Raw genomic sequence first — 24,974 nt, 5'->3', positions numbered from 1 at the left:
GCATCGCGGCTTGGGCCGCGCGGTCCCGGGGCGGCCCGCGCCCAGGCGGCCGGGGCGGGTGATCCGCGGGGCAGTTGAGTGTTGGCTATTTGGAGATTTCCCGCCTAAGATGGGATCAGCCATTGGCGAGGGCAATGAGGGCGAAGGCCGCTGCCGTCTGTGCGCGTTGGGCGCGCTGCGCAGGGAGATGGCCTCACACAGGGAGGGCTGCATGGCATCTGATTTTTCCGCCGCATACTGGGAGCAAAACCCCGATGCGCTGCTGGTGCTGTCGCCCGAGGGCATGGTGCTCAACTGGAACCCCGCCGCCGAAGCGATCTTTGGCTACGCGCTGGCCGAGGTGCAGGGCCGGTCCCTGATGGATCTGATCGTTCCCGAGGGACGGGCCCATGAGGAAGACGAGATCCGCGCCGAGGCATTGCGCGGCGTGACGGCGGTGCACGAGTCGGTGCGCCGCCGCAAGGACGGCTCGCTCGTGCACGTGAATGTCTCCACCAAGGCGGTGCGCGATGACGGCGGGCAGCTGCTGTACTTCCTGTCCAGCAAGAAGGATGTCACCCAGCTCAAGGTCCAGCGCGAGGCCAAGTTGCTGGAGGCACGGTTTCGCGACCTGCTCGAATCCACGCCGGATGCCATCGTGATGGTCAATGTGACCGGCCGCATCGTGCTGGTGAATTCGCAGGCCGAGCGCGTGTTCGGCTACGAGCGGGCCGAGCTGCTGGGGCAGGCGGTGGAAGTGCTTCTGCCCCACCGCTACCGGGGCGCGCACCTGGGGCACCGCAGCGGCTTCTTCGGGGCACCACGCACGCGCACCATGGGAGCGGGCCTGGAGCTGTATGGCCTGCGCAAGGGGGGCACCGAGTTTCCGGTGGAGATCAGCCTGAGCCCGATCCACACCGAGGAAGGCGAGATGGTGATGAGCGCCATCCGCGACATCACCGACCGCAAGCGGGCCGACCAGAAGTTCAAGGACCTGCTCGAAGCCGCGCCCGACGCCATGGTCATCGTCGACCGGGATGGCAGCATCGTGCTGGTCAATTCCCAGGCCGTGAAGCTGTTCGGCTGGAGCCGCACCGAGTTGCTGGGCCAGAAGATCGAATTGCTCGTGCCCGAACGTTTCAATGCCCGGCATCCCGAGCACCGCCACCGCTTCTTCGTCGAGCCACGCACCCGCTCCATGGGGGCGGGCCTTGATCTGTACGGACTGCGCAAGGACGGCTCCGAGTTCCCGGTCGAGATCAGCCTGAGCCCGCTGCAGACGGAGGAAGGCCTTTTCGTCTCGAGCGCGATCCGCGACGTGACCGAGCGCAAGCGGATCGAGCGGGTCTTGCGCGACAAGAACCTGGAGCTTGAAAATGCGGCCTTGGTCAAAGACCGCTTCCTGGCCAGCATGTCCCACGAACTGCGAACCCCGCTCAACGCCATCATCGGTTTCACGGGCACATTGCTGATGAAGCTGCCGGGCCCGCTCAATCCCGAGCAGGACAAGCAATTGCGCATCGTGCAGACGGGGGCGCGGCACCTTCTTTCCCTCATCAATGACCTGCTGGATGTGGCCAAGCTCAGCGCCAACAAGGTGTCGCTCAACATCGAGGCGCTCGACTGCCGGAGCATCGTCGCGGAAGTCGCGGCCACGCTGGAGCAGGAGGCCGGGCGCAAGGGGCTGGCGTTCAGCGTGCGCGCGCCCGCCCAGGCCGTCACCCTGCACACCGACCGCCGGGCGTTCAGCCAGATACTCATCAATCTGGTGGGCAATGCCATCAAGTTCACGCCGGAGGGGTCCGTGGAGGTGGTGCTGGAAGAGACGCTGTCGCCGCAAGGCCGCACCGTGCAGGTCCGGGTGCGGGACACGGGGCCCGGGATCGCGCCGCAGGAGCAGTCCCGGCTGTTCGAGGCGTTCTCGCGCGTGGAGACCGCCGACCGGCGCCACCACGAAGGCACGGGCCTGGGCCTGCACCTGAGCCGCAAGCTGGCCGAGGCGCTGGGCGGCAGCGTCGGCTTTGAAAGCACCGAAGGGCAGGGCAGCACGTTCACCGTGGAATTCCAGGAGACCAGCGCATGAAAGCCACCATCCTCGTCATCGAGGACGATGACGCGAGCCGGGAACTCGTCACCTATCTGCTGGAGGCCGCGGGCCACCGCGTGCTGGCCGCCGAGAATGGCGCGCTGGGCATGGGGCTCGCGCTGGCGGAATCGCCCGACCTGATCCTGTGCGACCTGCAGATGCCCGTCATGAACGGCTACGAGGTGGCGCAGAGCCTGCGCTCCCACCACGCGTGGCGCGTGGTGCCGCTGGTGGCCGTCACGGCATTCTCCATGCCGGGCGACCGCGAGAAGGCGCTCGACGTGGGTTTCGACGAGCACCTTTCCAAGCCCATCACGCCCGAGACCTTCGTGAAGCAGGTCGAGGCATTTCTGGGCTCCTCGTTCCACGCGCCGCCTGCGGCGGCCTGAAGCAGCTACGGCGGCAGCATGGCCAAGATCCTTGTCGTGGATGACCTTCCGGCCAACAGGGCGCTGGTGGCCACGCTCATAGGACACAGCGGCCACCAGGCGCTGGAGGCGGCGGACGGCGCCCAGGCGCTGGACGTGGTGCGGGCAGAACGCCCGCAGCTGGTGATCTCCGACATCCTGATGCCCACGATGGACGGCTATGAGTTCGTGCGGCAGTTGCGTGCCGACCCCCAGCTCGCCGCCACGCAGGTGATTTTCTACAGCGCGCATTTCCGCGAGCAGGAGGCGCGCAACCTGGCCCTGGCCTGCGGGGTCGCCCAGGTGCTGGTGAAGCCCTGCGAGCCGCAGGACATCATCGCGGCCATCGAACAGGCGCTGTCGCAGGTTCCGCCACAGCCCGTGCTCCCGCTGGAGCACAGCTTCCAGACGCGGCACCTGCAGCTCATGGCGGACAAGCTCACCGGCAACGTGGCCGAGCTGGAAGCCATGAACCGCCGGCTGGCGGCGCTGACCGACCTGAACCTGCAGCTGGCGTCCGAGCGCGACCCGCAGGTGCTCCTGGCCAGCGTCTGCCGGGGTGCGCGGGACCTGGTGGGCGCGCAGTACGTGGTGCTGTGCGCCGTGCGCAAGGATGGCCATGCGGCCCTGGTCTGCACCAGTGGCATCGATGCCGCCGCGACGGGAGTGCTGGACCTGCCCGTGGTGTCGCACGGCCTGCTGGGCAGCGTGCGCGCCGAGCGGCGGGCGCGGCGGGTGGCCAACGCCAGCGGCGACCCCCGCGAGGTGGGCTTGCCGGCGGGCTATCCGGCGCTGCACTGCGGCCTGATCGCGCCCATCACATCGCTGTCGTTCTCCTATGGCTGGATCTGCCTGGCCAACAAGCCCGGGTCGCACGAGTTCAGCGCCGAGGACGAGAAGATCCTGTCCATCCTGGGGGCCCAGGTGGGGCGCATCTACGAGAACGGAAGCCTGTACGCGGAGGTGCAGCGCCATGCCGACCAGCTTCAGTTCGAGGTGATCGAGCGCAAGCGGGTCATCGAAGAGCTCCGGGCCAGCGAGGCGGGCCTGCACCGCGCGCAGGTGCTGGCCAAGATCACCCATGTGATCAGCAGCCAGGACGGCGTGTTCGAGAGCTGGCCCGACACCTGCCCCCAGATGCTGGGCGTGGAGCCGTCGGCGATGCCCCGGTCCGCGCGCGAATGGCTGGCCCTCGTGTATCCGGACGACCAGCCCTTGTTCCGTGAGCGCGCGCTGGAGGCTGCCACCGAGGGCGTGCGCCTGGATTTCAACTACCGCCTCGTGCGCGCAGACGGCGCGGTGATCCACCTGCGCCAGGTCATGGAGCCGTTGCTGGCCGACGATGGCGTGGGCAGCGACACCGTCCGCTGGTTCAACACCATCCAGGACATCAGCGTGCAAAAGCGCGCGGAGGAAGAACTGCGCGAGAGCGACCGCCGCTTCAACGACATGCTGGACAAGGTGGAGATGATCTCGCTGATGCTCGACTGCGAGGGGCGCATCACCTATTGCAACGACTACCTGCTGCGCCTGACCGGGTGGCGGCGCGACGAGGTGTCCGGCCAGAACTGGTTCTCGCTGTTCGTGCCGCCCGAGCAGGCGGATGTGCGCGACGTGTTCGCCGACCTGCTGGCCGACCGCCCTTCTGCCTGGCACTACGACAACGAAATCATCACCCGCGGCGGCGAGCGCAGGCTGGTGCACTGGAACAACACCGTGCTGCGATCGGCGGGCGGCCAGGTGACCGGCGTGGCCGCGCTCGGGGAGGACATCACCGAGCGCAAGGAGGCCGAGCACAAGATCAAGCGGCTCAACCGCGTGTACGCCATGCTCAGCGGCATCAACACGCTGATCGTGCGCGTGCGCAAGCGCGAGGAGCTGTTTCACGAGGCCTGCCGCATCGCCGTGGAGGAAGGGCAGTTCAAGATCGCGTGGCTGGGCAAGGTGGACGCGGCCCGCCAGCAGCTGGTGCCGGTGGCGCTCTCTGGCGCGGGAGAGGACTTCCTCGCGCACATCCGGGACCGGCTGCGGCTGCACGACAAGCCCACCCCGGGCGAGAGCCTGAGCGCGGAGGTGGTTCGCACCGGGCTGCCCGCCGTGTGCGACGACGTGGTGGGCGACCCCCGGATCTTGCTGCCCGGCCTGCTGGCGCAGCGTGGCGTGGCGTCGCTGGCCATGCTGCCGCTGGTCGTGGCCCACGAGGTGGTGGGGGTGCTGGCCCTGTTTTCCGAAGAGGTGGGGTTTTTCGACGAGGCCGAGATGAAGCTGCTGACCGAGCTGGCCGGCGACATCGGCTTCGCGCTCGACCACCTCGACAAGGAAGACCGGCTGAGCTACCTGGCCTACTACGACGAGATCACCGGCCTGCCCAACCGCACGCTTTTCCTGGAGCGCGCCGGCCAGCACCTGCGGCCCCGCGAAGGGCCGCGGCCGCTGCTCGGGATCGCGCTGATGGACATCAGCCGGTTCCGGTTCGTCAATGACACGCTGGGGCGGCAGATGGGGGACGAGCTTCTCAAGCAGGTGGCGCAGCGGCTGCAGCATGCGGCGGCCGATGTGCACGGCGTGGCGCGCATCGGGATCAACAGTTTCGGCATGGCCGTGGCCGGCGCCCGCGATGCCGGGGCCGTGGCGCTGGTGGTGGACCATCTCATGCGCAGCTGCTTTGATGCGCCCTTCCTGCTGGGGCAGACCGAGCTGCGCATGGCCGCCAAGGCAGGGGTGGCCCTGTACCCCATGGACGGCATGGATGCCGAAGCGCTGCTGCGCAACGCCGAGGCCGCGGTCGGCAAGGCCAAGGCATCGGCCGACAGCCTGCTGTTCTACACCTCTGAAATGAACACCCGCGTGGCCGAGGCGCTGAGCCTGGAAGGCCGCCTGCGCGAAGCGCTGGAGCAGGGCCAGTTTGTTTTGCACTACCAGCCCAAGCAATGCCTGGCCAGCGGCGTCGTGGCGGGCGCCGAGGCGCTGATCCGCTGGAACGATCCGCACCGGGGCCTGGTGCCACCGGGGCTCTTCATTCCCATCCTGGAGGAGACCGGCCTGATCTACGACGTGGGCCGCTGGGCCCTTCGCCAGGCGCTGGCGGACAACCGGCGCTGGCGGCAGGCGGGCCACGCGCCGCTGCGCGTGGCGGTCAATGTGTCGTTCCTGCAGCTGCGGCACCGCAACTTCGTGGCCGAGGTGCGCGAGGCCTTGGCCCTGGACCCGGGGGCAGGCAGCGGGCTGGAGCTGGAGATCACAGAAAGCATGGTGATGGAGGACGTGGAGCACAGCAGGCGCAGCCTGCACGCCCTGCGCGAGATGGACATCACGATCGCCATCGACGATTTCGGCACCGGGTTCTCATCGCTGAGCTACCTGGCCACGCTGCCGGCCGACACGCTCAAGATCGACCGCTCCTTCATCCTGGGCATGGACACCGGAGCCCAGGGGCAGGCGCTGGTGTCCACCATCATCAACATGGGGCACTCGCTGGGGCTCAAGGTGGTGGCCGAGGGGGTCGAGACGGACGACCAGTGCCGCCGGCTCGCACTGCTGGGCTGCGACGAGATCCAGGGCTACCTGCTCAGCCGGCCCCTGCCCGCGGACGTGTTCGAGGCCCAGTTCCTGGCGGGTTCCGCCGGCGTGCCCGCGCACTGAGTCCGGCGGCGGTCCCGTGGCGGGCCCCGCCGCCGCGCCGCCGCGTGGTGTCAGTGTTTTTGCACCAACTTGATGATGCTGGAGAAATCCAGCGCGCCATGGCCCGCCAGGCTGTGTGCGGCATACAGGCTGCGCGCCAGGCCGCCGAGCGGGGTGGAGGCCTTCACGGCCGCGGCGTTCTCCTGCGCCAGCCCCAGGTCCTTGAGCATGAGGTCGGTGCCGAAGCCGCCCGCATAGCCCTTGCTCGCCGGCGCGGTCTCCATCACGCCGGGCATGGGGTTGTACTTCTCCAGCGCCCAGTTGCCGCCCGAGCTGCGGCGCATGATCTCGGAGAGCACCTTCGGGTCCAGGCCATTGGCCACGCCCAGGGCGATCGCCTCGCTGGTGCCGGCCATCAGGATGCCCAGCAGCATGTTGTTGCAGATCTTGGCCGTCTGGCCCGCGCCCACGGCGCCGGCGTGAAAGATGTTGGCGCCCATCTTCTCGAGCACGGGGCGCGCGCGTTCCAGTGCCGGGGTGTCGCCGCCCACCATGAAGGTCAGCGTGCCGGCGATGGCCCCGCCCGTGCCGCCCGAGACGGGCGCGTCGATGAAGTCCATGCCCCGTGCCTTGGCGGCCTCGGCCACCTTGCGCGACGTGGCGGCGGCGATGGTCGAGCAGTCGATCACCAGCGTGCCCTCGGCCAGCAGCGGCAGCAGGCCGGGTTGCCGGTCGCTGCCCAGATAGAGCGTTTCCACGTGCTGGCTGGCGGGCAGCATGCTGATGACGACCTCGGCCCCTTGCACGCAGGCGCCGGCGTCCGTCGCGATGCGCACGCCATCGGCGGCGAGCTTGTCGCAGGCCGGCTTGGAGAGGTCGAAGGCGCCCACGTCGTGGCCCGCCTTGTGCAGGTTCAGGGCCATGGGGCCGCCCATGTTGCCGAGGCCGATGAATGCAATCTTCATGGTGTGTTTCTCCTGGATGTCGTTGTGGTGGTGAATCGGGTTGGTATGAAATTGATAGCTGCCAGCGCTTGTTTTCAAAGGGCTACCGGCCGAAAAGGCTTGAAAATCACTCGGCGAAGTCTGCGCCGCGGGCTTTCAGCTCCGCGCGCAGCACCGAGCGGTGGCAACGCGATTCGTCCTCGCAGTAGCAGCCCAGCGACATCGCGGCGTGGCGCGAGAGCGCGGCCAGCAGGTCCAGCGTGCGGCTGGCCTCGGGCTGGGCCAGTTCCTTGCGGAACTGCTTGACGAACGCGTCCCACTCCTTGTCCGTCTGCGCCTGCTGGCCCTGGGCCATGAGTTCGGCCGTGGGGGACAGCAGGGGGTACCACACGTCGTAATAGTCGCGGCTGGCGAACTCGGTCTTGGGCACGCCACGCGGCGGGCGGCGCACGGTGCCGATGCGGGTGCCTTCCCCGGCGGCGCGCGGGGTGCCGAGGCGGACGATGCGAAGGGGCATGGTGGTGGGCTCCAGGGAGGGTGGGGCAGATCAGTCGTCGGCTTCGAAGATGCTGTGCTTCTTCGCGGCGGTTTTTTTCTTCGGCTGGGTGCCGGTGCTGGCGGGCGCTTTCCTGGCCGCGGCCGGGGTGTTGGTTGTTTTCTTCTTGCGCGGCGATGCCTTGGCCAGCGGGTTGTAGGCCAGGGCTGCTTCGAGCCAATGGTTCCACTGTGCGCGCGTGGCGTAGCCATTGGGCTCCACCCAGAAGTAGCCCTTCATGCCGCCGCCGGGCGACAGCTCGCGGGTGTTCTGCATCTCCTGCACCTCGCCATGGCGCTCCGGCGGCAGGCGCACCAGCAGTTCCTCGCCCTTGACGGCGACACACATCTTGCCGTCCACAAAAAACGCATGGGTGCCGAACAGCGGGCGCTCCTCCACGTCGCTGCGGTGCGCGAGCGCCGTGCGCACGGCGTCGATCAGGTGCAGGGTTTCGTCGGAGAGGGGGCGGGCGGGCATGGTTTCAGGTCAAATAGGCCGCTAGCGCTTGATGGATAAGCGCTGGCAGCTATAAAAACAGGAGTTTTTGCTTAGCGGATGGCCTCTGTCGCATCCCCGTCCAGCATGCGCCGCGCAATGATCACGCGCATGATTTCGTTCGTGCCTTCCAGGATCTGGTGCACGCGCGCGTCGCGCAGCAGGCGCTCCAGCGGGTATTCGCGGATGTAGCCATAGCCGCCGTGCAACTGCAGGGCGTCGTTGATGACGGTGAAGCCCGCGTCGGTGGCGAAGCGCTTGGCCATGGCGCAGTAGGTGGAGGCGTCGCGGGCCCCCGCGTCCAGCTTGCTGGCGGCCAGGCGCACCATCTGGCGCGCGGCCACGAGTTCCGTCGCCATGTCGGCCAGCTTGAACTGCAGGGCCTGGAAGCTGGCGATGGGTTTGCCAAACTGCTTGCGGTCCTGCATGTATTGCTGCGCGGCGTTGAGCGCGCCTTGCGCCGCGCCCACCGAGCAGGTGGCGATGTTGATGCGGCCGCCGTCCAGGCCCTTCATCGCGATCTTGAAGCCTTCGCCCTCGCGGCCCAGCAGGTGGTCGGCCGGGATGCGCACGTTGTCAAAACTGATGGTGCGCGTGGGCTGGCTGTTCCAGCCCATCTTGTGTTCCTTCTTGCCGTAGGTGATGCCGGGTGCATCGGCTGGCACGGCAAAGGCGCTGACGCCGCTAGCGCCCGAATTCGCGTCGCCCGTGCGCGCCATGAGCACCAGCACGTCGGTGCTGCCTGCGCCGCTGATGAAGGCCTTGCTGCCGTTGATGACGTAGTCGTGGCCCACCAGTTCGGCACGCGTCTTGAGCGAGGCGGCGTCGGAGCCTGCGCCGGGCTCGGTGAGGCAGTAGGACGCGAGCTTCTCGCCCGTGGTCAACAGCGGCCCCCAGTGGTCGCGCACGACGGGGGTGGCCCAGGTGCCCAGCATCCAGGTGGCCATGTTGTGGATGGTGATGAAGGCGGTGGTGCTGGGGTCGATGGCGGCCATTTCCTCGAACACCAGGGTGGCGTCCAGGCGGGGCAGGGCGAGGCCACCGGCGTTCTCGGGTGCATACAGGCCACAAAAGCCCAGCTCGCCCGCCTTGGCGATGGCTTCCTTCGGGAAGATGCCCTCGGCGTCCCACAACGCCGCGTGGGGCGCGAACTCGGCTTGCGCAAAGTCGCGGGCCGTCTGGGCAAAGGCGCGTTGTTCTTCGGTGAGTTCAAAGTCCATGGTGTTCTGTCTCGTCGTCGGTTCTTGTTGTTCTGGGCGCCCGGTTCAGGGCCTGGCGGATGGGTGGTCCAGCGTCAGCCAGCGCATCAGGCCCTTGCGGCGGGTCTCGGTCTCCGTCGTCAGACACTCGTGGTACAGGCGCGGCCACTGGGGCTGCGACTCGGCACTGCGCGTGGCCTGCTTGCAGCGCGTGGTGCGTTCGCGCTGCCAGGCTGTGTGCTCCTGCCGCAGCTGGGGCCGCTCGTGGGCCGACAGGGCGCGCATCACATCGCCGTAAAGGATGCCAATCTGCGTGTCTGCCGCCTGAAAGGCCTGCACCGCGCAGGCATTGGTTTCCTCCACGCTGCCGCCGGGTTTGCAGGCGGCACCGGCCTGCGCGTGGGCATCAGCTCCCACCAGCATCACGCAAGCCGCACCGAAGACCATGGCCCATCCCCGCATCATTGTCAGATCAATTTGCATGCCCCGCTTTTACCATCGACCACAGTGGTCACGACTGGCGCGGCCTAAGGCCAGAGCCACCGTGCAAGGGCCGCCCCGCCGCACGGGTGGCGTCCCCCTTCCGCATCGCGCAGCGATGCAAGAGAAGAGAAGGGGGAAGGCGCGCAGCGCCTCAGGGGGATGTCACTTCAAGCTAATCGTCGTGTTCACACCATGCGACGTGGTGCTGTCATCAAACCAGCGGGCCGTCACCGTCTTGGTCTGCGTGTAGAACATGACGACCTGCTTGCCGTAAGGGCCCAGGTCGCCTAGCTTGGACGCGCGCGAACCCGTGAACGAGAACAACGGCACTGGCACGGGGATTGGCACGTTGATGCCGACCTGGCCCACGTCGATTTCTTCCTGGAACTTGCGCGCTGCCGCACCCGACTGCGTGAAGATGGCGGTGCCGTTGCCGTTGGGGTTGCTGTTGATGAACTCGATGGCTTCGTCGATGTCGGCGGCGGGCACCAGGGCCAGCACGGGGCCGAAGATTTCCTGGTCATAGATGGCCATGCCGGGCTTCACGTTCGAGAAGATCGTCGGGCCCACGAAGTTGCCCTTTTCATAGCCGGGCACCATAGGCTTGCGGCCGTCCAGCTCCAGCGTGGCGCCATCGGCGATGCCGCGTTCGATCAGGCCTTCCACACGCGAGAGCGCCGCACAGGAAACGAGCGGGCCCACGTCCGTGCCCTTTTCAGTGCCGCCGTTGACCTTGAGCGTCTTGGCCTTGGCCACCAGATCGGGAATCCACTTTTGCGCCTCGCCCACCAGCACCACCACGGGCAGGGCCATGCAGCGCTGGCCGGCGGCGCCAAATGCGGCACCGGCGATGGCGTTGAGCGACTGTTCCTTGTTCGCGTCGGGCAGGATGATCGCGTGGTTCTTGGCGCCCATCATGCATTGCGCGCGCTTGCCGGCCAGGGTGGCGCGGTTGTACACATGGGTGCCCACCTTGGTGGAGCCCACGAAGGAGACTGCCTTGATGTCCTTGTGGTCGCAGATCGCGTTCACGGCCATCTCGCCGCCGTGGATCACGTTGAGCACACCGGGTGGAATGCCGGCTTCCAGCGCCAGCTCCACCAGGCGCATGGTCACCATGGGGTCCTGCTCGGAGGGCTTGAGCACGAAGGTGTTGCCCGTGGCAATCGCCATGGGGAACATCCACAGCGGGATCATGGCCGGGAAGTTGAACGGGGTGATGCCCGCGCACACGCCCAGGGGCTGCAGCAGGGTGTAGGTATCGACGCCGCCGGCCACGTTGTTGGCCAGCTCGCCCAGTTGCAGGTTGCCGATGCTGGCGGCGTGTTCCACCACTTCCAGGCCACGGAACACGTCGCCTTCGGCGTCGGGCAAGGTCTTGCCTTGTTCGGCCGTGAGGATGGCGGCCAGCTCGGCCATGTTTTCGCGGATGAGCTGCTGGTACTTGAGGAAGATGCGGGCGCGCGTGCCGATGGGCGTCTTCTTCCAGGTCTTGAACGCTTCCTTGGCCGAGGCCACGGCGGCATCGATTTCTTCGGCCGTGGCAAAGGGCACGCGGGCCAGCACCTCTTGCGTGGCGGGGTTCACCACGTCGCGCCACTCGGTGGTCTTGGACTCGACGAACTGGCCGCCGATCAGCAGCTTGACGGTGGGGGCCAGTGCGGCCACGTGGGTGGGTGCGTTCATGGTTTTGTCTCCGGGGGGTTGCAAACGGCCCGCGGTGCAGGCCAACCCGTGCATGTTATGCGTGCAAATATGTAATTACAATGCCGCAAACTGCAACGCCAATGTGCCTTTATGCACATCGTCAGGGCAACCTGGAGCAAGCTCGGAGCCGTGTGGGATGCCGGAAAACAAAAAAAGGCAACCGCTGCCGTTTGCCTTTTTTTCCGCTTGCTCCCGCTGGGGAGCACTCAGTTTCTGGACGGGAATATGCCCTCCAAGGCGATGATGTAGTTGAGGCCCAGGTAGGGCTGCATAACGGAGAACGGCTGGTTGCCCCCGGTACTGCCTGTCGTCGCGCTGCTCATGGCCAATTGGGTATTCGCGGTGCTGCTGGCTGCATACTGGGCATTGCGCTGGTTGGACCCCGCTGGTATGGCAAGGGGGCCGGGCTCCTGCACCGTGCCCAGGGTGGTGGATGCCGGGATCGTGGGCGCGGCATGCGTATGCGCCGGCATTTCCGTGCTGTTGAGGGTATGTGTGGGGCTGCCTGAAACTTCCCCCAGATCCACTAGCGAAAGTCCCGGACCCTGCCCCGTGCCAACGGGAACACGGCCCCGGAGGTCTGGAAGCCCAAAGGTGGTCTGCCCATTGCCGCCATAGGTGGTGCCCAGCAGGGAGAACAGGGCCGTGTTCTGGGAGATGCTGAGTAGCTGCCCGTTGCACAAGGCCCATCCACGGGGGGCGAAATTGCCGGCGAACATCCTGATTTCAGCAATAAGCGGGTTACTCATAGTCGTTCCTCATCAAGTCAAAAAGTAGCCAGTGGTCCAGCCTCCGTTGGCGCGGGCGGACGGGGATAAAAGGGGTGCGGCGTGGCGCTGGAGCCAAGTTGAGGCATTTGGAGCAGCGCGTTCCCACAGGGTGCCCGTGCTGTCACTGCTGGCGCTTGACCATTGGCGCTCGCCGCGGGGCCCCGACAGGGGGGTGGCGCGCAATTCAGACCAGACATCCTTCGCGTTGCTTCCCGGCAAAGCTGCTACCAGCGCAGAGCCCACGCTACTGCCAGCCTCTGCCCCCAGCAGGGCCGGGGCGGTCCACGCCAAACCTGCCCGCTCGAACTGCAACTTCCAGCGTGGCTCAGCATGTTCGGGTGTAGGCCAACTGGAAACGGACCAGGCGCGCATGCCGGCGTTTTGTTCAAGAAGCCATGGAAACCCCGCCAGCTCGGTGCGCAGCAGGGGCTGCTGCACTTGCCACCACTGCGTGAACCGTTGCGTCTGGCTGCCCGAGAACAATGCGACCACGACGTCTGGCTGCTGGGAAATGATGGCCTCGCGCAGTTCGCCAAACTCGTGGAGTCGCCCTGGTGCGCCTGCGATATGGCGGCCCACGATCTGCCCGCCCAGCGTGCGCCAGCGGTGCTGGAAGGCCTGGATGAAGTCATACCCCGACTCGTGCCAGCCCATCGACAGGAAAGCGCGTGGACCGCACTGCGCATACACCTTGTCGGCAAGCGCTGATGCCATGGCGCATAGCTCGAGGCTGTGGCGAACTTGCAGGGGGGTGTGCTCCGAAGGGGCTGCGATGTCGGCCCCGCTGTCGCTGATCCAGAGGGGTACACCGGCCTTTTCCGTCAGGGCTGATACCTTTTTCGCCAGCAATGGGGGCATCCACCCCATTACCGCATCGATCCTGCCGCCCTGCAGCGCAGACCCGATGGCTTGGGCGGGGGCTGCAGGCAAGGGGCCTGCCGACAGCCAGGTCAGCCCGACCTGCGAGGCGCCAGCCTGTGCCAGGCCCAGCTCCACGCCCCGCCGGTAGTCGTGCGCAAGCTGCGGCAGCTTTTCTGACGCGGGCGCGATGCCCAGAATGTGCCACTGGGGGCGGGGCGAGCCGGCGGATGCGAGAACAGGTGCCGAGAGCTGGACGCCAGTAGCCGCCACCGCTCCGCCCGTGGCCAGGAAATGGCGCCGATGCAGGGGCGCGATCATGGCAGTGCCTCCTCAACCAGCGGATGGGAGGCCGCCGGACGGTAGGACTGGCGCAAGTCCTGAATCCTCTGGTAGTGAGGGGCGATCCATTGCGCGGTCAGGGATTGGAGATGGTCGCTTGCCATGCTGTGTTTGGTTTCCGTGTCTGGAACGTAGGCTTGGTGGGGGTGCTTGCCGTGCCGCGTGATGCGTTCGCGCATCCGCGCACGGTCATCTGCCGGCATCTGCCAGCGCATGTGGGCCAGCAGGTCTGTTTCGATGGCGCCGGGTAGCTCGGTGTGGTCCAGCAGCAGTGTGCGTGCGGGATCGAACTCCCGGGCCATGGCTCCATAGATGTCGCCCAGTACCCGTGCGCAGTAGAGTTCATGGGGCATGAGGGCCAGTTCCTGGAAGCTCAGGCCTTCCAGGCAGGCGCCCAGCGTGCCCGGCACCAGGAAGAACGCGCGCTCCCGCATTTGCGACACCAGCACCGACAGCGGTTCCCGGGCGAGAAACACCCAGCGCGCTTCGGGCCAGGCATCGGCCACCAGCGGGGCCTTGTCCGTGTTCCAGGCGTCGAGCTTGATGCTCACGGATTCGAGCCGTGGGCTGGCGCTGTCGCAGCGCTGGGCCCAGGCGCTGACCCATGCGCGCAATGCACGCACGACCTGCGCCTTGTCGATGAGCCCGCTGGGCAAGGCCTGGCGCAGCAGAAAGTCCACCGGAGCGGGCTCCGACAGTTGCAGATGGTGCGGGCTTTCCGCCAGCGCCTGCGTGATGAGCGTGGAGCCACAGCGCGACACGTGGAAGATGACGAGCGAGGGGTCCAGGCCCGGCGACCGTTCATGCCAGGCCAGCAGGTCGTGAAGCGGCGTCTGGCGCCGGAACGCCAGATGGAAGGGGTGCTGCATCTGGCTCTGGATGCCGTGCTGGAAGAAGGGCTCGCGCATCGGCTCGTCGAGCATGCGGATCCAGTCCACCATCACCTGGCCCTTGGCGATGTAAAAACGGATCGGGCGCCAGCCGCTGAAGTTCACAGAATCCATTGTTCCACCCACGCGCGGCGCCCGGCCTTCATGGCCGACTCCACATCCGATGCGTCAAATTGAAAGCCGGCGTCCTGCCCCATGCGCACCGATTCCTGCACGAACTCGGCGGTGTTGGTGATGGCGCTGAGCCTTGCGGAGTGTTCCGCATCCGCTCCCACGAAGTCGCGAAACCGGATGAACTGGCTCCACGGGTCGCTGGGGTCGGGCAGGGGCTCGCCGGCATCGCTGGAGCGGAAGGCCTCGAACAGGCGCATGTCCACCGAGGTGTCCGCCACCAGGTGGACCCGGGTCTGGCTGCCACGGTTGCGAACCCGGTGCGGGCGCGATACGTCGACGTACCAGCACTCGCCAGCCCGCAGCGGGATGCGCTCGCCATCGACATGGAAGAACACCTGCTCGCCCGTCTGCAGCGGCACGTGCAGGCGGGCCTCGCCCCGCGCCGCGCACACGCCGGCATCGGTGTGCTCCTTGATTTCGCAGCCCGGCAGCAATTGCATGAGCCGCACGGACTTCCAGGGCAAGGCCATGGTGTCCAGCATGGCGCGCAGCGTGGGGCACTGTTCCAGCGCGGGCGTGTCGGCATAGCCCGATGCCGGCACATCAACAGGAACGACATCGATGGGGGCCTCGGGCGCGGAACGCAGCGCGAGGGCCTGCCAGCCACCATCGTGGCGGCCCTCGTTGAAATGGGTGCGCCACAGCGAGGAGGGCAGGGCGTTGACTTCGGCCAGGGCCGCAGCGGCGTCGAACCGCCAGGGCAGCCGGGCTGTTTGCATGCCCTGCACCATCACGCCCTGGGGCTGTGCTTGCGCAGGTGATTCCAGAGGCGTCATTGCGCGCAGATGGCGTAGGCGATGCAGGCCGACGTCAGGGTGGGAACGCGGTAGGAGTTCAGAAGCCGGATGCTCCAACTTTGCACCGAAGCGCCGCAAGCGCCGCCCGCCGTGGGGTAGTTGGCGGCAATGAACACGCCGCCCGTATCGATCCCGCCAGCCCCGCTGGCACCCTCGTACCCTCCCCCTACAACCTTCTCCCCGGGCAGGCAGCAGGCGGTCGCATTGCAACTGTCCGTGGTGCCGGTGCCGGTTGCGGTCCGCACATTGACACTGAGCGAGCCCGCAGGGCCTGGGAGGCCGGTCGCGCCCGTGGCACCCGTGGCGCCCGCAGGGCCTGTGGCGCCCGTGGGGCCGGTGGCTCCCGCCACGCCCGGAGCGCCGTTGCTACCCGCAGCGCCCGTGGCGCCGGCGGGGCCTGCCGTTCCGGTCGCGCCGGTCGCGCCAGTGGGGCCGGCGGCCCCGGTAGCGCCCGTGGTGCCTGCCGGGCCGGTGGCGCCGGTCGCTCCGATGGCTCCCGTCGCGCCGGTCGGGCCGGTCGCTCCCGTGGCTCCCGACGCCACGCCGGGGGCGCATTGCCCCAGCCGCCCGGACGGGCCGTCAAAGCACAGGACGCTGGTGTTCGTATTGGGCGTGCCCGACAGGCTGGGGACCAGCACTTCGCCGGAGCCTTGCACGCGCAGCCTGTCGGTGTTGGAGGGGCCTTTGATCACAAAGCCGCCACCGACAGGCGGCGTGATGCTCACATCCGCCGCATGGGCACCCAGGGTGGCCAACGCCAGGCAGGCCTGGCCGGCCCAAAGCGACTTGTATGAGAGAGTGGTGCGTGTCATAGATGTCTGAGGCTAAGGAAGCGGGGAGGCAAGGAAAGCGGGGCGTGGCCCGGGATGCGCGGAAAGGAAGCCCGCCGTGCGCGGCTTCCCGAAAGATGCAAGGAATGGGCACGGAGCGCGGAGGCTGGCGCGGAGAAGCCCGGCACGGGCTTGTTTCTGGCGGGCAGCCGCGGGGGGCTGCATGAATGCATTCATCCTGTCCTCCCTGTGTATCGGCGGCCTTGGGGAATCCCTGGGCTCTTGTGGCTGTGCGCGGTCCCGCTGCTCGGTGCCGGGCGCGGCTGGAGTGTGCAACAAAAAACACAGAGTGTAAATTTTTAACAATCATCGCGTTTACAGCGAAAGGCGCCTGGTGCAGGAAAGGAGGAGGGCGAGCCCGGGGGCGTGCAGGCGTCGCATCCTCTTCTTCCTGGCGACGGGCTCCGAGGGCGCCACAATCGGCCCATGGATTGGGATCATTTCCGCTACTTTCTGGAGCTCGCGCGCGCCGGCACGCTGGTGGGCGCCGCACGCCGCCTGGGCGTGGAGCACACCACCGTGTCGCGCCGCCTGCAGGCGCTGGAGAAACAGGTGGGATCGGCCCTTTTCGCCCGTGAAGCCGGGGGCCACCGGCTCACGGAAGCAGGGCGGCAGCTGATGCCCAAGGTGGAGGCCATGGAGGCCGCGTTCCTCGCGGTGGAGAGTGCGGCGCCTGGTGTGCGGCAAGGGCTGCACGGCCTGGTGCGCATCGGCACCACCGAGGGTTTTGGCAACCTGATCCTCGCGCCGCAGCTGGCCCGCTTCGCACAGAACCACCCGGGCCTGGTGGTGGACCTTCTGGCGCTGCCCCGCCTGGTGCACCTGTCGCGGCGCGAGGCGGACATCGTGATCTCCCTGGAGCGCCCCGTGCGGGGCGCGGTGCTGGTGGTCAAGCTCACCGACTATGTGTTGCAGCTCTACGGCGCGCGCGACTACCTCGCCGGCCATGCGCCCGTCCACACGGCCGACGACCTGCGCGGCCACACCTTCATCAGCTATGTGGACGACCTGCTGTTCAGCAAGGAACTGCAGATCCTCGACGAGCTGCACCGCCCCGCGCATTTCGTGCTGCGCAGCACGAGCATCCTCGCGCAGTACGAGGCGGCGCGCGCCGGTGCCGGGCTGGCGGTGCTGCCCGCGTTCGTGGCGGCCCAAGATCCCTCGCTGGTCCCGGTGCTGCCCGGGGTGGCGCGGTTCCAGCGCACGTTCTGGATGTCGATGCCCGCCGAGAACAAGCACGTGGCGCGCATGCAGGCCACCTGGGCGTTCTTGCGCGAGGCCGTGGCGGCCCGGCAAGGGTTGCTGCTGCCTTCCATTGGTGCTATTGATTCGGGAGCTGCTGGCGCTTGATGAAAAAGCCTTGCAGGCGCTTTTCATGAATTTTTTGCAGTGCCGCGTGTCCCGGCGCCGGTGATTGCGCCGCGGGGCCCTGGCACGGCGGCATCGCCGATGAAGGAGACCTGTGATGGCCAAGTACCGGATATTGAGCCTGGACGGCGGCGGCCTGCGCGGCCTGATCACGGCACGGCTGCTCGCGCGGCTCAACGGCCATCCGCAGATCGCGGGCTGGCCGGACGTGCTGCTGCTGTCGCGGACTACCAGACCGCGCAGTTGCCGCAGGCGGCGGCTGCCATCGTGGACAGGCAGGCGCAGCGCCCTTGTGCAGCCCGTCCACCCCTTGCGTGAGGCTGCCCATGCGGGCCGGCCCGGCCTGAAAGCGGCGCCCCTGCGGCCCGCCGTGGCAAAGTGGCGGCTTGCGGCGGGCCACACTTCCGCCACCGCTTCCCCGTGACCCATTCAGAATGCACGCCGTGACTCCCCTTGACCTCCAAGCCTATCTGCACCAGCACATTCCCCTGTCCCACGCCATGGAGGTGACGGTGGTCGACGCCACGCCGCAGCAGGTGGTGCTGGCCGCTCCGCTGGGGCCCAACATCAACCACCGCGATACGGTGTTTGGCGGCAGCGCATCGGCCGTGGCGATCCTGGCCGCCTGGTCGATGCTGCACCTGCGCCTGTCGGCCGAGCAACTGGGCAGCCGCCTGGTGATCCAGCGCAACACCATGGACTACCTCGCGCCCATGGCCGGCGCCTTCACCGCCGTGGCGCAGGCGCCCACGCCGCAGGCCTGGCGCTCTTTCACCCGGATGCTGCAGCGCAAGGGGCTGGGCCGGATCGTGCAGGCGTCGGCGCTGCACTGCGATGGGCGGCCAGCGGGGCGGCTGGAAGGAGAGTTCGTGGCGTTCGGGCCGGGTTACCCGTAGGGCAGGGCCCTGGGCGCACGCCGACTGCGGCGGGCCGCCGGGGCATCCAGCCTCCGGGTTTGTCCCCGCGCCGGGCAGGCGAGACGCCGGCGTGCTCCAACGCTGGGGCACGGAGCGCCGCATCGCAGCCGGGATGTGCCTGACAGGTGCCGGACAGGTGCCGAAATGGGGTCCAAAGGGTGCTTTCATCCTGCCACTGCGTCGTGGGGCGCGGCGTACCCTTCATGTCCTGGGCGAAGCGGTGATCACGGTGGCCTTGTCCTTTTGTCTTCTCCAAGCAAGGACCAGCAGGAAGGGCCAGGACACCGGGCTTTGCCCCACAGGAGTCCATGGCGATGTCACCTCTTATCTCCGGCCTTGCGTCCGTAGCCTCTCTGATCTTCAACGCAGCCTCCAGCGGGCCGGGCAAATCCGCCGCATCGCGGCGCGGCGCTGGCGCGACCGAGCCTGAGCCCTCCACGGTCCTCACCCTGAGTCCGCAGGCCGAGGCATTGGCGGGGTTTGCAGAAAAAGGCATTCTGGTCTCGCAGGGCAAACTCGACGGCCCCGCCGTGGGCGTGGTGGGGCGGGGCGGCGGTTCGGTGCCGGCGGGGGCTTCCGGCGCACCGGGCGGCCGGTTGGTCTCCAGGGAGGATTTTCGGGACCTGCTTGCCCGCTTTGGTGCCACCGAGGCCCAAACCGAGCAGCTGACGGCAGGTTTTGACACCAACAAGGACGGATCCATCTCGCAGGATGAATTCCTCAAGGGCCTGGCCAGTACCAAGGGCGCCCAGGCGGGCAGTGGTTTTTCGCAGGCGGTGATGCAGCTCATGGACCAGGGCGGCAACGCGGATGGCACGGTGGCGCAGAAGGAGTTCGCGGCGTTCTCGACAGCCTTCGCGGCAGCGGGCCAGCGCCGGGCGTGAAAAGCCAGGCCGCAGGGGCATCGAACCCGGTGCCGCCAACGGGCATAAAAAAACGGCGCTTCCAAGGAAGCGCCGTTCTCTTGCGGGGCCGACAGGTGCCTCCACCCCCTTGCGGGAGCAGGGCCCCCAGCCTCAGCCGGGAGGCGTCGTCGTCATATCCTGCCCATCAGCAGCAGGATCACGAGAATCAGCACCACCAGCCCGATCCCGCCGCTGGGTCCGTAGCCCCATGAGCGGCTGTGGCCCCAGGTTGGCAGTGCGCCAACCAGGATGAGGATGAGGACGATCAGCAGAATCAGCGAGAGGGACATGGCAGTTCCTTGTTGTGTGTTGCGGTGACTGCATTGTTGGGGCGCCCCCCGGGGTGCGGCCGAAGGTGCCGCGCCCGCCTGGAGGTCAGGTTTTTCCGACGTGGCCTGTGGGAGGCCGCGCAGTGCCGCAGGGCGCGGCAGGTGGCTTGAATGCTATAAAAAAAATAGCTGCTAGCGCTTGTTGTTAAAGCGCTGCAGCCATTTTCCGGTGTTATTCAGCTGCTGCCGGCCCGCAGGCCCTCAATGCGCTCCGGCCGCGTCGGCGGCGCCCGGGCCCTGGGCCCTGGGCGGCCGCCTGGTCAGCCAGATCAGCCCGATCAGCAGCAGGAACAGCCCGGCCGATCCGAGGAAGATGTCGTTGGCCGCGCGGGTGAACGCCTGCTGGTCGATCAGGCGGTTCACCTGCGCCAGCGCCTGCAACTGTGTCAGGCCCGATGCCATCAGGTTATCCAGCGTGATGGCGAACACGCCCTGGCCCTGCACCAGGCCCTCGGTCAGGTGCGCGTGGTGCATGGCGGCGCGGCTTTCCCACAGCGTGGTGGCGATGGACGTGCCCATGGCCCCGGCGGTGATGCGCACGAAGTTGCTCAGCCCGGCGGCGGCCGGAATGCGCTCGGGCGCCACCCCTGCCAGCGTCAGCGTGGTCAGCGGGATGAAGAAGAACGCCATGGCCGCACCCTGCAGCAGCGTGGGGATCAGGATGTGGATGAAGTCGGTCTGCACGGTGAACTGCGAACGCATCCACAGCACGATGCCGAACACGATGAACGCGCCCGTCGCCATGCGCCGGGGGTCCCACTGGCCGACCTTGCGGCCCACCAGCGGCGTGAGCAGGATGGCGAAGATGCCCACCGGCGCCAGCGCCATGCCGGCCGAGGTGGCGGTGTAGCCCATCCACTGCTGCAGCCACAGCGGCAGCAGCACCACGTTGCCGAAGAAGAGGGCATAGGCCACCGACAGCGCGAGCGCGCCGAAGGTGAAGTTGCGGCCCTTGAAGAGCTTGAGGTCCACCACCGGGTGCTTGTCGGTGAGCTCCCAGACCAGGAACACGGCGAACGCCACCACGGCGACGACGGCCATCACGATGATCTCGTTGGAGGCGAACCAGTCGAGCTCCTTGCCCTTGTCGAGCATGAGCTGCAGCGCACCCACCCACAGCACCAGCAGGGACAGGCCGACGGTGTCGATCGGCAGCTTGCGGATCGTGGTCTCGCGCTTGCGGTAGATGCCCCAGGTGAGCACGCCGGCCAGCAGCCCCACGGGCACGTTGATGTAGAAGATCCACGGCCAGGAGATGTTGTCCGTGATCCACCCGCCCAGGAGCGGCCCCACCACGGGCGCGACCAGCGTGGTCACGCCCCACAGGGCCAGCGCCGTTCCGGCGAGGGCACGCGGGTAACTGGCCAGGAGCAGCGTCTGCGACAGCGGGATCATCGGCCCGGCGACCAGGCCCTGCAGCACGCGAAAGAAGACCAGCATCTCCAGCGACGAGGCGAAGCCGCACAGCCAGGAGGTGAGCACGAACAGCAGCACGCTCATGGTGAACAGCCGCACCGCGCCGAAACGCTGCGTGAGCCAGCCCGTGAGCGGCACCGAGATGGCGTTGGCCACGCCGAAGCTGGTGATGACCCAGGTGCCCTGGCCCGGGCTCACGCCCAGGTCACCGGCAATGGCGGGGATGGAGACGTTGGCGATGGACGAGTCCAGCACGTTCATGAACGTGGCCAGCGACAGCGACAGCGTGCCCAGCAGCAGGGCCGTGCCCTGCAGCGGGGGGTAGGCCGCAGGCGGCCCGGGCGGGGCGGCTGGCGGCGGCGGCGCGGCGGGCAGCGCCGAGGCGCCGGCCTGGTCCGCGGTGGGGTTGGCGGCAGTCATGGAAAAGACTCCGGCTTACTGCACCACAGGGGCGCGCACGGGGGCGGAGGCGTGGTTCTGTGCCTGCCCGGCGCTGCCGCCCGGCGTCTGGACCACCTTGGGCGAGGCCACGGCCAGGGCCTTGCGGCCCAGGTTGGCGGCGATGATCTGGGCCACCTCGTCGTCGGCGGCCTTGAACTGCGCGTCGAACACGGCGGTGGCGGCCACGGGCGTGGTGCGCTGGGTGTCGGACAGGGTCTTGCCGCTCTGGTCGGCCGTGTCCACCTTCACGTCCATCGACAGGCCCACGCGCAAGGCGTGTTCGCTGACTTCCTTGGGGTCGAGGGCAATGCGCACGGGCACGCGCTGCACCACCTTGATCCAGTTGCCCGTGGCGTTTTGCGCGGGCAGCAGCGCGAAGGCGGCGCCCGTGCCGGCACCCAGGCCGGCGACCTTGCCGTGGTAGACGACCTTGGTGCCGTATACGTCGGCCACCAGCTCGGCGGGCTGGCCGATGCGCAGGTTCTGCAGCTGGCTTTCCTTGAAGTTGGCGTCCACCCACAGGTCGTTCAGGGCCACCAGCGTCATCAGCGGGGCACCTGCCTGCACGCGCTGGCCCACCTGCACACCGCGCTTGGCCACATGGCCGTCGAGCGGCGCCACCAGCTGGGCGCGCTGCACGGCCAGGTAGGCCTCGCGCACGCGTGCCGAGGCGCGCTGCACGTTGGGGTGCTGCTCGATGGAGGTGCCTTCGGTCTGCGTCTGGCTGGCGGCCAGTTGCTCCTGCGCGGCCACCACGGCGGCCTGGGCGGCGGCCACGGTGCTCCTGGCGGCCGTGACCTGGGCATTGGCGTGCTGGAACTCTTCCTTGCCCACGGCGCCGCTGGCCATCAGCGGGGCGCGGCGGGCCACGTCGTCCTGCAGGCGCGCGGCATCGGCCTGGGCGCGCGCCAGGTCGGCGCTGCGCAGGCTGACCTGGGCCTTCAACGTGGAGTTGTTGGCGAACAGGGTGCGCACCTCGCGCACGGTCTGGGCCAGCTGCGCCTCGGCCTGCTCCAGCGCCACGCGGGCATCGGCGGGGTCGAGCTTGACCAGCAGCTGGCCGGCCTTCACGTAATCGGTGTCGTCCGCGCCGATGGAGACCACGGTGCCGCCGATCTGCGGCGTGATCTGCACCACGTTGCCCGCCACGTAGGCGTTGTCGGTGGTCTCCACATGGCGGCCATTGGCCCAGTGCCAGCCGCCCCAGCCGATGGCGGCCAGGGCCACGGCGGCGGCGATCAGGGTCAGGCCCCGGCGGCGGGCGGTGTTGGCTTCTTGGGAGGTGAGGGGTTCGCTCATGGCTGTGATCTTTCGGTAGGTGTTTGTTGTGTGTGTTTTTCGTGTGCCAGGAATCAGCGCGCGGCGGTGCGCAGCGTGTCGGTGTCGTCCGTCCAGCCGCCGCCCAGGGCCTTCATCAGCATGAGGCGGGTGTCGAGCTGGCGCGCGCGCAGGTCCACGGCCAGGCGGCGCTGGGCGAGCACCTGGCTTTCGGTGGACAGCACCACCAGATAGTTGCCCAGGCCCGCGCGGTAGCGCTCCTTCGCGAAGCGGTAGGCCTTCTCGGCGCTGGCGGCGGCATCGTCCTGCAGCGCCTGCTGGCGCGTGAGCGACTGCACCGAGGCCATGGCGTCGCCGGCTTCCTTGACCGCGTCGAGCACCATGCCGTTGTACTGGGCGATGGCGGCGTCGAGCTCGGCCTGGCGGCCGCCCAGCTGCGCGCGCAAGCGGCCGCCGTCGAAGATCGGCAGGCGCAGCGCGGGCGTCACGCCCATCTGGCGCGAGCCGGCGCTGAACAGGTTGTCCAGCCCCAGCGAGTTCAGGCCGATGAAGGCGCCGATGTTGATGTTGGGATAGAACTCCGTGCGCGCGACCTTCACGCCCTGGGTGGCGGCTTCCACGCGCCAGCGCGCGGCCACCACGTCGGGGCGGCGGCCCAGCAGGTCGGCGCCCAGCGCCTCGGGCACGGGCGCGGGCTGCAGGGCGGCCAGCTGCGGGGTCAGGGTGGTGAGCGCATCGGGCGCCTGGCCGGTGAGCACGGCCACTTGGCGGCGCGCCAGGGTGATCTGCTCGTCCAGCGCCTCGATCTGCGTGCGCGCGTCGGGCACGGCGGCCTGGGCCTGGGTCAGCTCGACCTGGCTGTCCAGGCCCGCGGCCACGCGGTCATTGGTCAGGCGGCGCTGCTCTTCGCGCTGCTCCAGCGCGCGCACCGCGACTTCGCGTTGCGACACCAGGCGCGCCAGGGCCACGTAGCTGCGTCCCACCTGGGCAGCCAGGGTGTTGGCTGCCGCGGCAGCATCGGCCTGGGCCGCGCGCGCCTGGCCCAGGGCGGCCTGCAGCTCGGCGGCGTGCTGGCCAAAGAAGTCGGGCGACCAGCTGAACGTCGCCTGCACCGTGCCACTGTTGTAGGTGTTGCCGGCCACCGGGGCGGGCACCAGGCCGTGGGCGGTGTAGCGCTGGCGCGTGGCGTCCACGCCCAGGTTCACCTGCGGGCCGCTGGCGGCTTCGCGCACCTGGCTCAGCGCCACGGCCTGCTCCAGGCGGGCGCGGCTCACGGCCAGGCTGGGGCTGCCCTGCAGGGCCTTGTCGACCAGGGCATTGAGCTGTGCGTCGCCCAGGGTGGTCCACCACTGCGACGGGGCGGCCGATTCGCTGGCCGAGGCGTTCAGGCCCGCCCCGGCGGGCGTGGTCTGTGCCAGCGGCGTGTGTGCCGGCCCGGGGCTGGCGCAGCCGACCAGGAACAGGGCGGCCGCCAGCGCGACGGCCGAGACGGCGAAGTGGGCCGCCACGGCGGCGCGGGTTGAAAAGGGGGTGGGTTGGGACACGTCAATCTCCAGGGATTCGAAAAAAGTACGGGGCACCGCGATCAGGGCTGCGCGGGCGGCTGCTGGCGCAGCGCTTCGCCATTGGCCAGCATGCGGCGCAGCATGCGCAGCAGCAGCTGCCATTCATCGTGGGTGAAGTCGCTCAGGTGGCCGTTGAGCACGTCGGCCAGCACGGCGGGCACCTGGGCGGCCACGGCCTGGCCTTCGGCCGTGAGCGCGAGTTGCACCACGCGGCGGTCCGTGGTGGAACGCTCGCGCAGCACCAGGCCCTTGGCTTCGAGCCGGTCGAGTGCCCGGGTCATCGACGCCGGATCGGTCTCCAGGTCGCGGGCGAGGCTGGCCACCGTGGTCTTGTCGCAGCGCGAGATCTTGTACAGCGGCAGCCACTGGGCGTAGGTCAGGTCGCGCGGAGCCAGCTGCGCATCCGCCTGGGTGCGGATGGAGGACATCACCTTGCGCATGAGGTAGCCCACGCTGTCCTCGGGCTGGAGGTGGTCGGGGCTGTAGAAGCCCTGGATCGAGGGGGTGGGGCGCGCGGAAGTCATGGGCAGGAATTTAATTGACTAGACAATGATTGTCTTTGCAATCAAATGATTCCCGAGTTGTTGCCAGGGGTTATTGCAACTTCCGGCCCTGGGTGAGATGGCCGTGCCACGGCC

General features: G+C 68.2%; 23 protein-coding genes. 7 read left to right on the top strand and 16 right to left on the bottom strand.

All coding sequences use genetic code 11. The features are described 5' to 3' along the window. The first annotated feature begins 211 nt into the window (after positions 1 to 211). The 3 genes from ACAM51_RS01495 to ACAM51_RS01485 are packed head-to-tail and all read left to right on the top strand — an operon-like array spanning position 212 to position 6,114. Complete coding sequence (locus tag ACAM51_RS01495) at positions 212 to 2,062, top strand: PAS domain S-box protein (RefSeq protein ID WP_218338506.1); 1,851 nt, start codon at positions 212 to 214, stop codon at positions 2,060 to 2,062. Beyond that, complete coding sequence (locus tag ACAM51_RS01490; RefSeq protein ID WP_218294899.1) at positions 2,059 to 2,454, top strand: response regulator; 396 nt, start codon at positions 2,059 to 2,061, stop codon at positions 2,452 to 2,454. The genes ACAM51_RS01495 and ACAM51_RS01490 overlap by 4 nt, the downstream gene beginning before the upstream one ends. An 18-nt stretch (positions 2,455 to 2,472) precedes the next feature. Further along, complete coding sequence (locus ACAM51_RS01485) at positions 2,473 to 6,114, top strand: EAL domain-containing protein (protein ID WP_369642529.1); 3,642 nt, start codon at positions 2,473 to 2,475, stop codon at positions 6,112 to 6,114. Positions 6,115 to 6,164: 50 nt separating this feature from the next. Here the strand turns inward: ACAM51_RS01485 and mmsB are convergent, their stop codons facing one another. The 11 genes from mmsB to ACAM51_RS01430 form a co-directional block, all read right to left on the bottom strand. Then, the gene (gene mmsB, locus ACAM51_RS01480) at positions 6,165 to 7,058 is read right to left on the bottom strand and encodes a 3-hydroxyisobutyrate dehydrogenase (RefSeq protein ID WP_218294901.1); all 894 of its coding nucleotides are present in this window, start codon (positions 7,056 to 7,058) and stop codon (positions 6,165 to 6,167) included. 106 nt (positions 7,059 to 7,164) lie between these two features. Beyond that, positions 7,165 to 7,554, bottom strand: a complete 390-nt coding sequence (locus ACAM51_RS01475) for a DUF488 domain-containing protein (RefSeq protein WP_218338508.1) — start codon at positions 7,552 to 7,554, stop codon at positions 7,165 to 7,167. Between the two features lie 30 nt (positions 7,555 to 7,584). Beyond that, positions 7,585 to 8,049 (bottom strand): TfoX/Sxy family protein, encoded by a 465-nt coding sequence (locus tag ACAM51_RS01470; RefSeq protein WP_369642528.1) that lies wholly within the window; start codon positions 8,047 to 8,049, stop codon positions 7,585 to 7,587. Between the two features lie 71 nt (positions 8,050 to 8,120). After that, a complete protein-coding gene (locus ACAM51_RS01465) occupies positions 8,121 to 9,287 on the bottom strand; it encodes an acyl-CoA dehydrogenase family protein (protein WP_369642527.1) in 1,167 nt (388 codons plus the stop codon). A gap of 45 nt (positions 9,288 to 9,332) precedes the next feature. Continuing rightward, positions 9,333 to 9,713 carry a lysozyme inhibitor LprI family protein gene (locus tag ACAM51_RS01460; RefSeq protein ID WP_369643908.1) on the bottom strand — a complete coding sequence of 127 codons (381 nt, stop codon included), beginning with the start codon at positions 9,711 to 9,713 and terminating at the stop codon, positions 9,333 to 9,335. A gap of 198 nt (positions 9,714 to 9,911) precedes the next feature. After that, on the bottom strand, positions 9,912 to 11,435 hold the full coding sequence (locus tag ACAM51_RS01455) for a CoA-acylating methylmalonate-semialdehyde dehydrogenase (RefSeq protein WP_369642526.1): 1,524 nt from the start codon (positions 11,433 to 11,435) through the stop codon (positions 9,912 to 9,914). Between the two features lie 227 nt (positions 11,436 to 11,662). After that, the gene (locus ACAM51_RS01450) at positions 11,663 to 12,205 is read right to left on the bottom strand and encodes a phage tail protein (protein WP_218338511.1); all 543 of its coding nucleotides are present in this window, start codon (positions 12,203 to 12,205) and stop codon (positions 11,663 to 11,665) included. Between the two features lie 12 nt (positions 12,206 to 12,217). After that, complete coding sequence (locus tag ACAM51_RS01445) at positions 12,218 to 13,405, bottom strand: hypothetical protein (RefSeq protein ID WP_369642525.1); 1,188 nt, start codon at positions 13,403 to 13,405, stop codon at positions 12,218 to 12,220. Then, positions 13,402 to 14,430 (bottom strand): sulfotransferase family protein, encoded by a 1,029-nt coding sequence (locus tag ACAM51_RS01440; protein WP_369642524.1) that lies wholly within the window; start codon positions 14,428 to 14,430, stop codon positions 13,402 to 13,404. The genes ACAM51_RS01445 and ACAM51_RS01440 overlap by 4 nt, the downstream gene beginning before the upstream one ends. Then, on the bottom strand, positions 14,418 to 15,266 hold the full coding sequence (locus tag ACAM51_RS01435; protein WP_369642523.1) for an aspartyl/asparaginyl beta-hydroxylase domain-containing protein: 849 nt from the start codon (positions 15,264 to 15,266) through the stop codon (positions 14,418 to 14,420). Before ACAM51_RS01435 ends, ACAM51_RS01440 begins: the two co-directional genes overlap by 13 nt. Then, a complete protein-coding gene (locus ACAM51_RS01430) occupies positions 15,263 to 16,099 on the bottom strand; it encodes a hypothetical protein (RefSeq protein ID WP_369642522.1) in 837 nt (278 codons plus the stop codon). The genes ACAM51_RS01435 and ACAM51_RS01430 overlap by 4 nt, the downstream gene beginning before the upstream one ends. 444 nt (positions 16,100 to 16,543) lie before the next feature. On the opposite strand from ACAM51_RS01430, the gene ACAM51_RS01425 reads away from it, so the two are divergent. The 4 genes from ACAM51_RS01425 to ACAM51_RS01410 all read left to right on the top strand — a co-directional run bounded on the left by ACAM51_RS01425 (position 16,544) and on the right by ACAM51_RS01410 (position 19,286). Continuing rightward, the gene (locus ACAM51_RS01425; protein ID WP_369642521.1) at positions 16,544 to 17,467 is read left to right on the top strand and encodes a LysR family transcriptional regulator; all 924 of its coding nucleotides are present in this window, start codon (positions 16,544 to 16,546) and stop codon (positions 17,465 to 17,467) included. A 115-nt stretch (positions 17,468 to 17,582) separates the two neighbouring features. Next, positions 17,583 to 17,909, top strand: a complete 327-nt coding sequence (locus ACAM51_RS01420; protein ID WP_369642520.1) for a hypothetical protein — start codon at positions 17,583 to 17,585, stop codon at positions 17,907 to 17,909. A gap of 19 nt (positions 17,910 to 17,928) precedes the next feature. Then, positions 17,929 to 18,381: a YiiD C-terminal domain-containing protein gene (locus tag ACAM51_RS01415; RefSeq protein ID WP_369642519.1), complete on the top strand. Its 453-nt coding sequence runs from the start codon at positions 17,929 to 17,931 to the stop codon at positions 18,379 to 18,381. Positions 18,382 to 18,716: 335 nt separating this feature from the next. Next, the gene (locus ACAM51_RS01410; RefSeq protein WP_369642518.1) at positions 18,717 to 19,286 is read left to right on the top strand and encodes a hypothetical protein; all 570 of its coding nucleotides are present in this window, start codon (positions 18,717 to 18,719) and stop codon (positions 19,284 to 19,286) included. Between the two features lie 152 nt (positions 19,287 to 19,438). Here ACAM51_RS01410 and ACAM51_RS01405 read toward each other — a convergent pair whose 3' ends face one another. From ACAM51_RS01405 to ACAM51_RS01385, 5 genes are all read right to left on the bottom strand, one after another. Further along, positions 19,439 to 19,597 carry a DUF3309 family protein gene (locus ACAM51_RS01405; RefSeq protein WP_007856361.1) on the bottom strand — a complete coding sequence of 53 codons (159 nt, stop codon included), beginning with the start codon at positions 19,595 to 19,597 and terminating at the stop codon, positions 19,439 to 19,441. 240 nt (positions 19,598 to 19,837) lie between these two features. Next, the gene (locus tag ACAM51_RS01400) at positions 19,838 to 21,472 is read right to left on the bottom strand and encodes a DHA2 family efflux MFS transporter permease subunit (protein ID WP_369642517.1); all 1,635 of its coding nucleotides are present in this window, start codon (positions 21,470 to 21,472) and stop codon (positions 19,838 to 19,840) included. A gap of 15 nt (positions 21,473 to 21,487) precedes the next feature. Beyond that, entirely contained in the window at positions 21,488 to 22,792 is a 1,305-nt protein-coding gene (locus ACAM51_RS01395; RefSeq protein WP_369642516.1) for an HlyD family efflux transporter periplasmic adaptor subunit, read from the bottom strand. Between the two features lie 53 nt (positions 22,793 to 22,845). Continuing rightward, on the bottom strand, positions 22,846 to 24,321 hold the full coding sequence (locus ACAM51_RS01390) for an efflux transporter outer membrane subunit (RefSeq protein WP_369643907.1): 1,476 nt from the start codon (positions 24,319 to 24,321) through the stop codon (positions 22,846 to 22,848). 35 nt (positions 24,322 to 24,356) lie between these two features. Beyond that, a complete protein-coding gene (locus ACAM51_RS01385) occupies positions 24,357 to 24,860 on the bottom strand; it encodes a MarR family winged helix-turn-helix transcriptional regulator (RefSeq protein WP_218338520.1) in 504 nt (167 codons plus the stop codon). Positions 24,861 to 24,974 lie beyond the last annotated feature (114 nt).

It is taken from the genome of Acidovorax sp. A79 (genome assembly GCF_041154505.1).
Taxonomy (GTDB): Bacteria; Pseudomonadota; Gammaproteobacteria; order Burkholderiales; family Burkholderiaceae_C; genus Acidovorax.
This window is presented reverse-complemented; position numbering and strand designations above follow the sequence as displayed.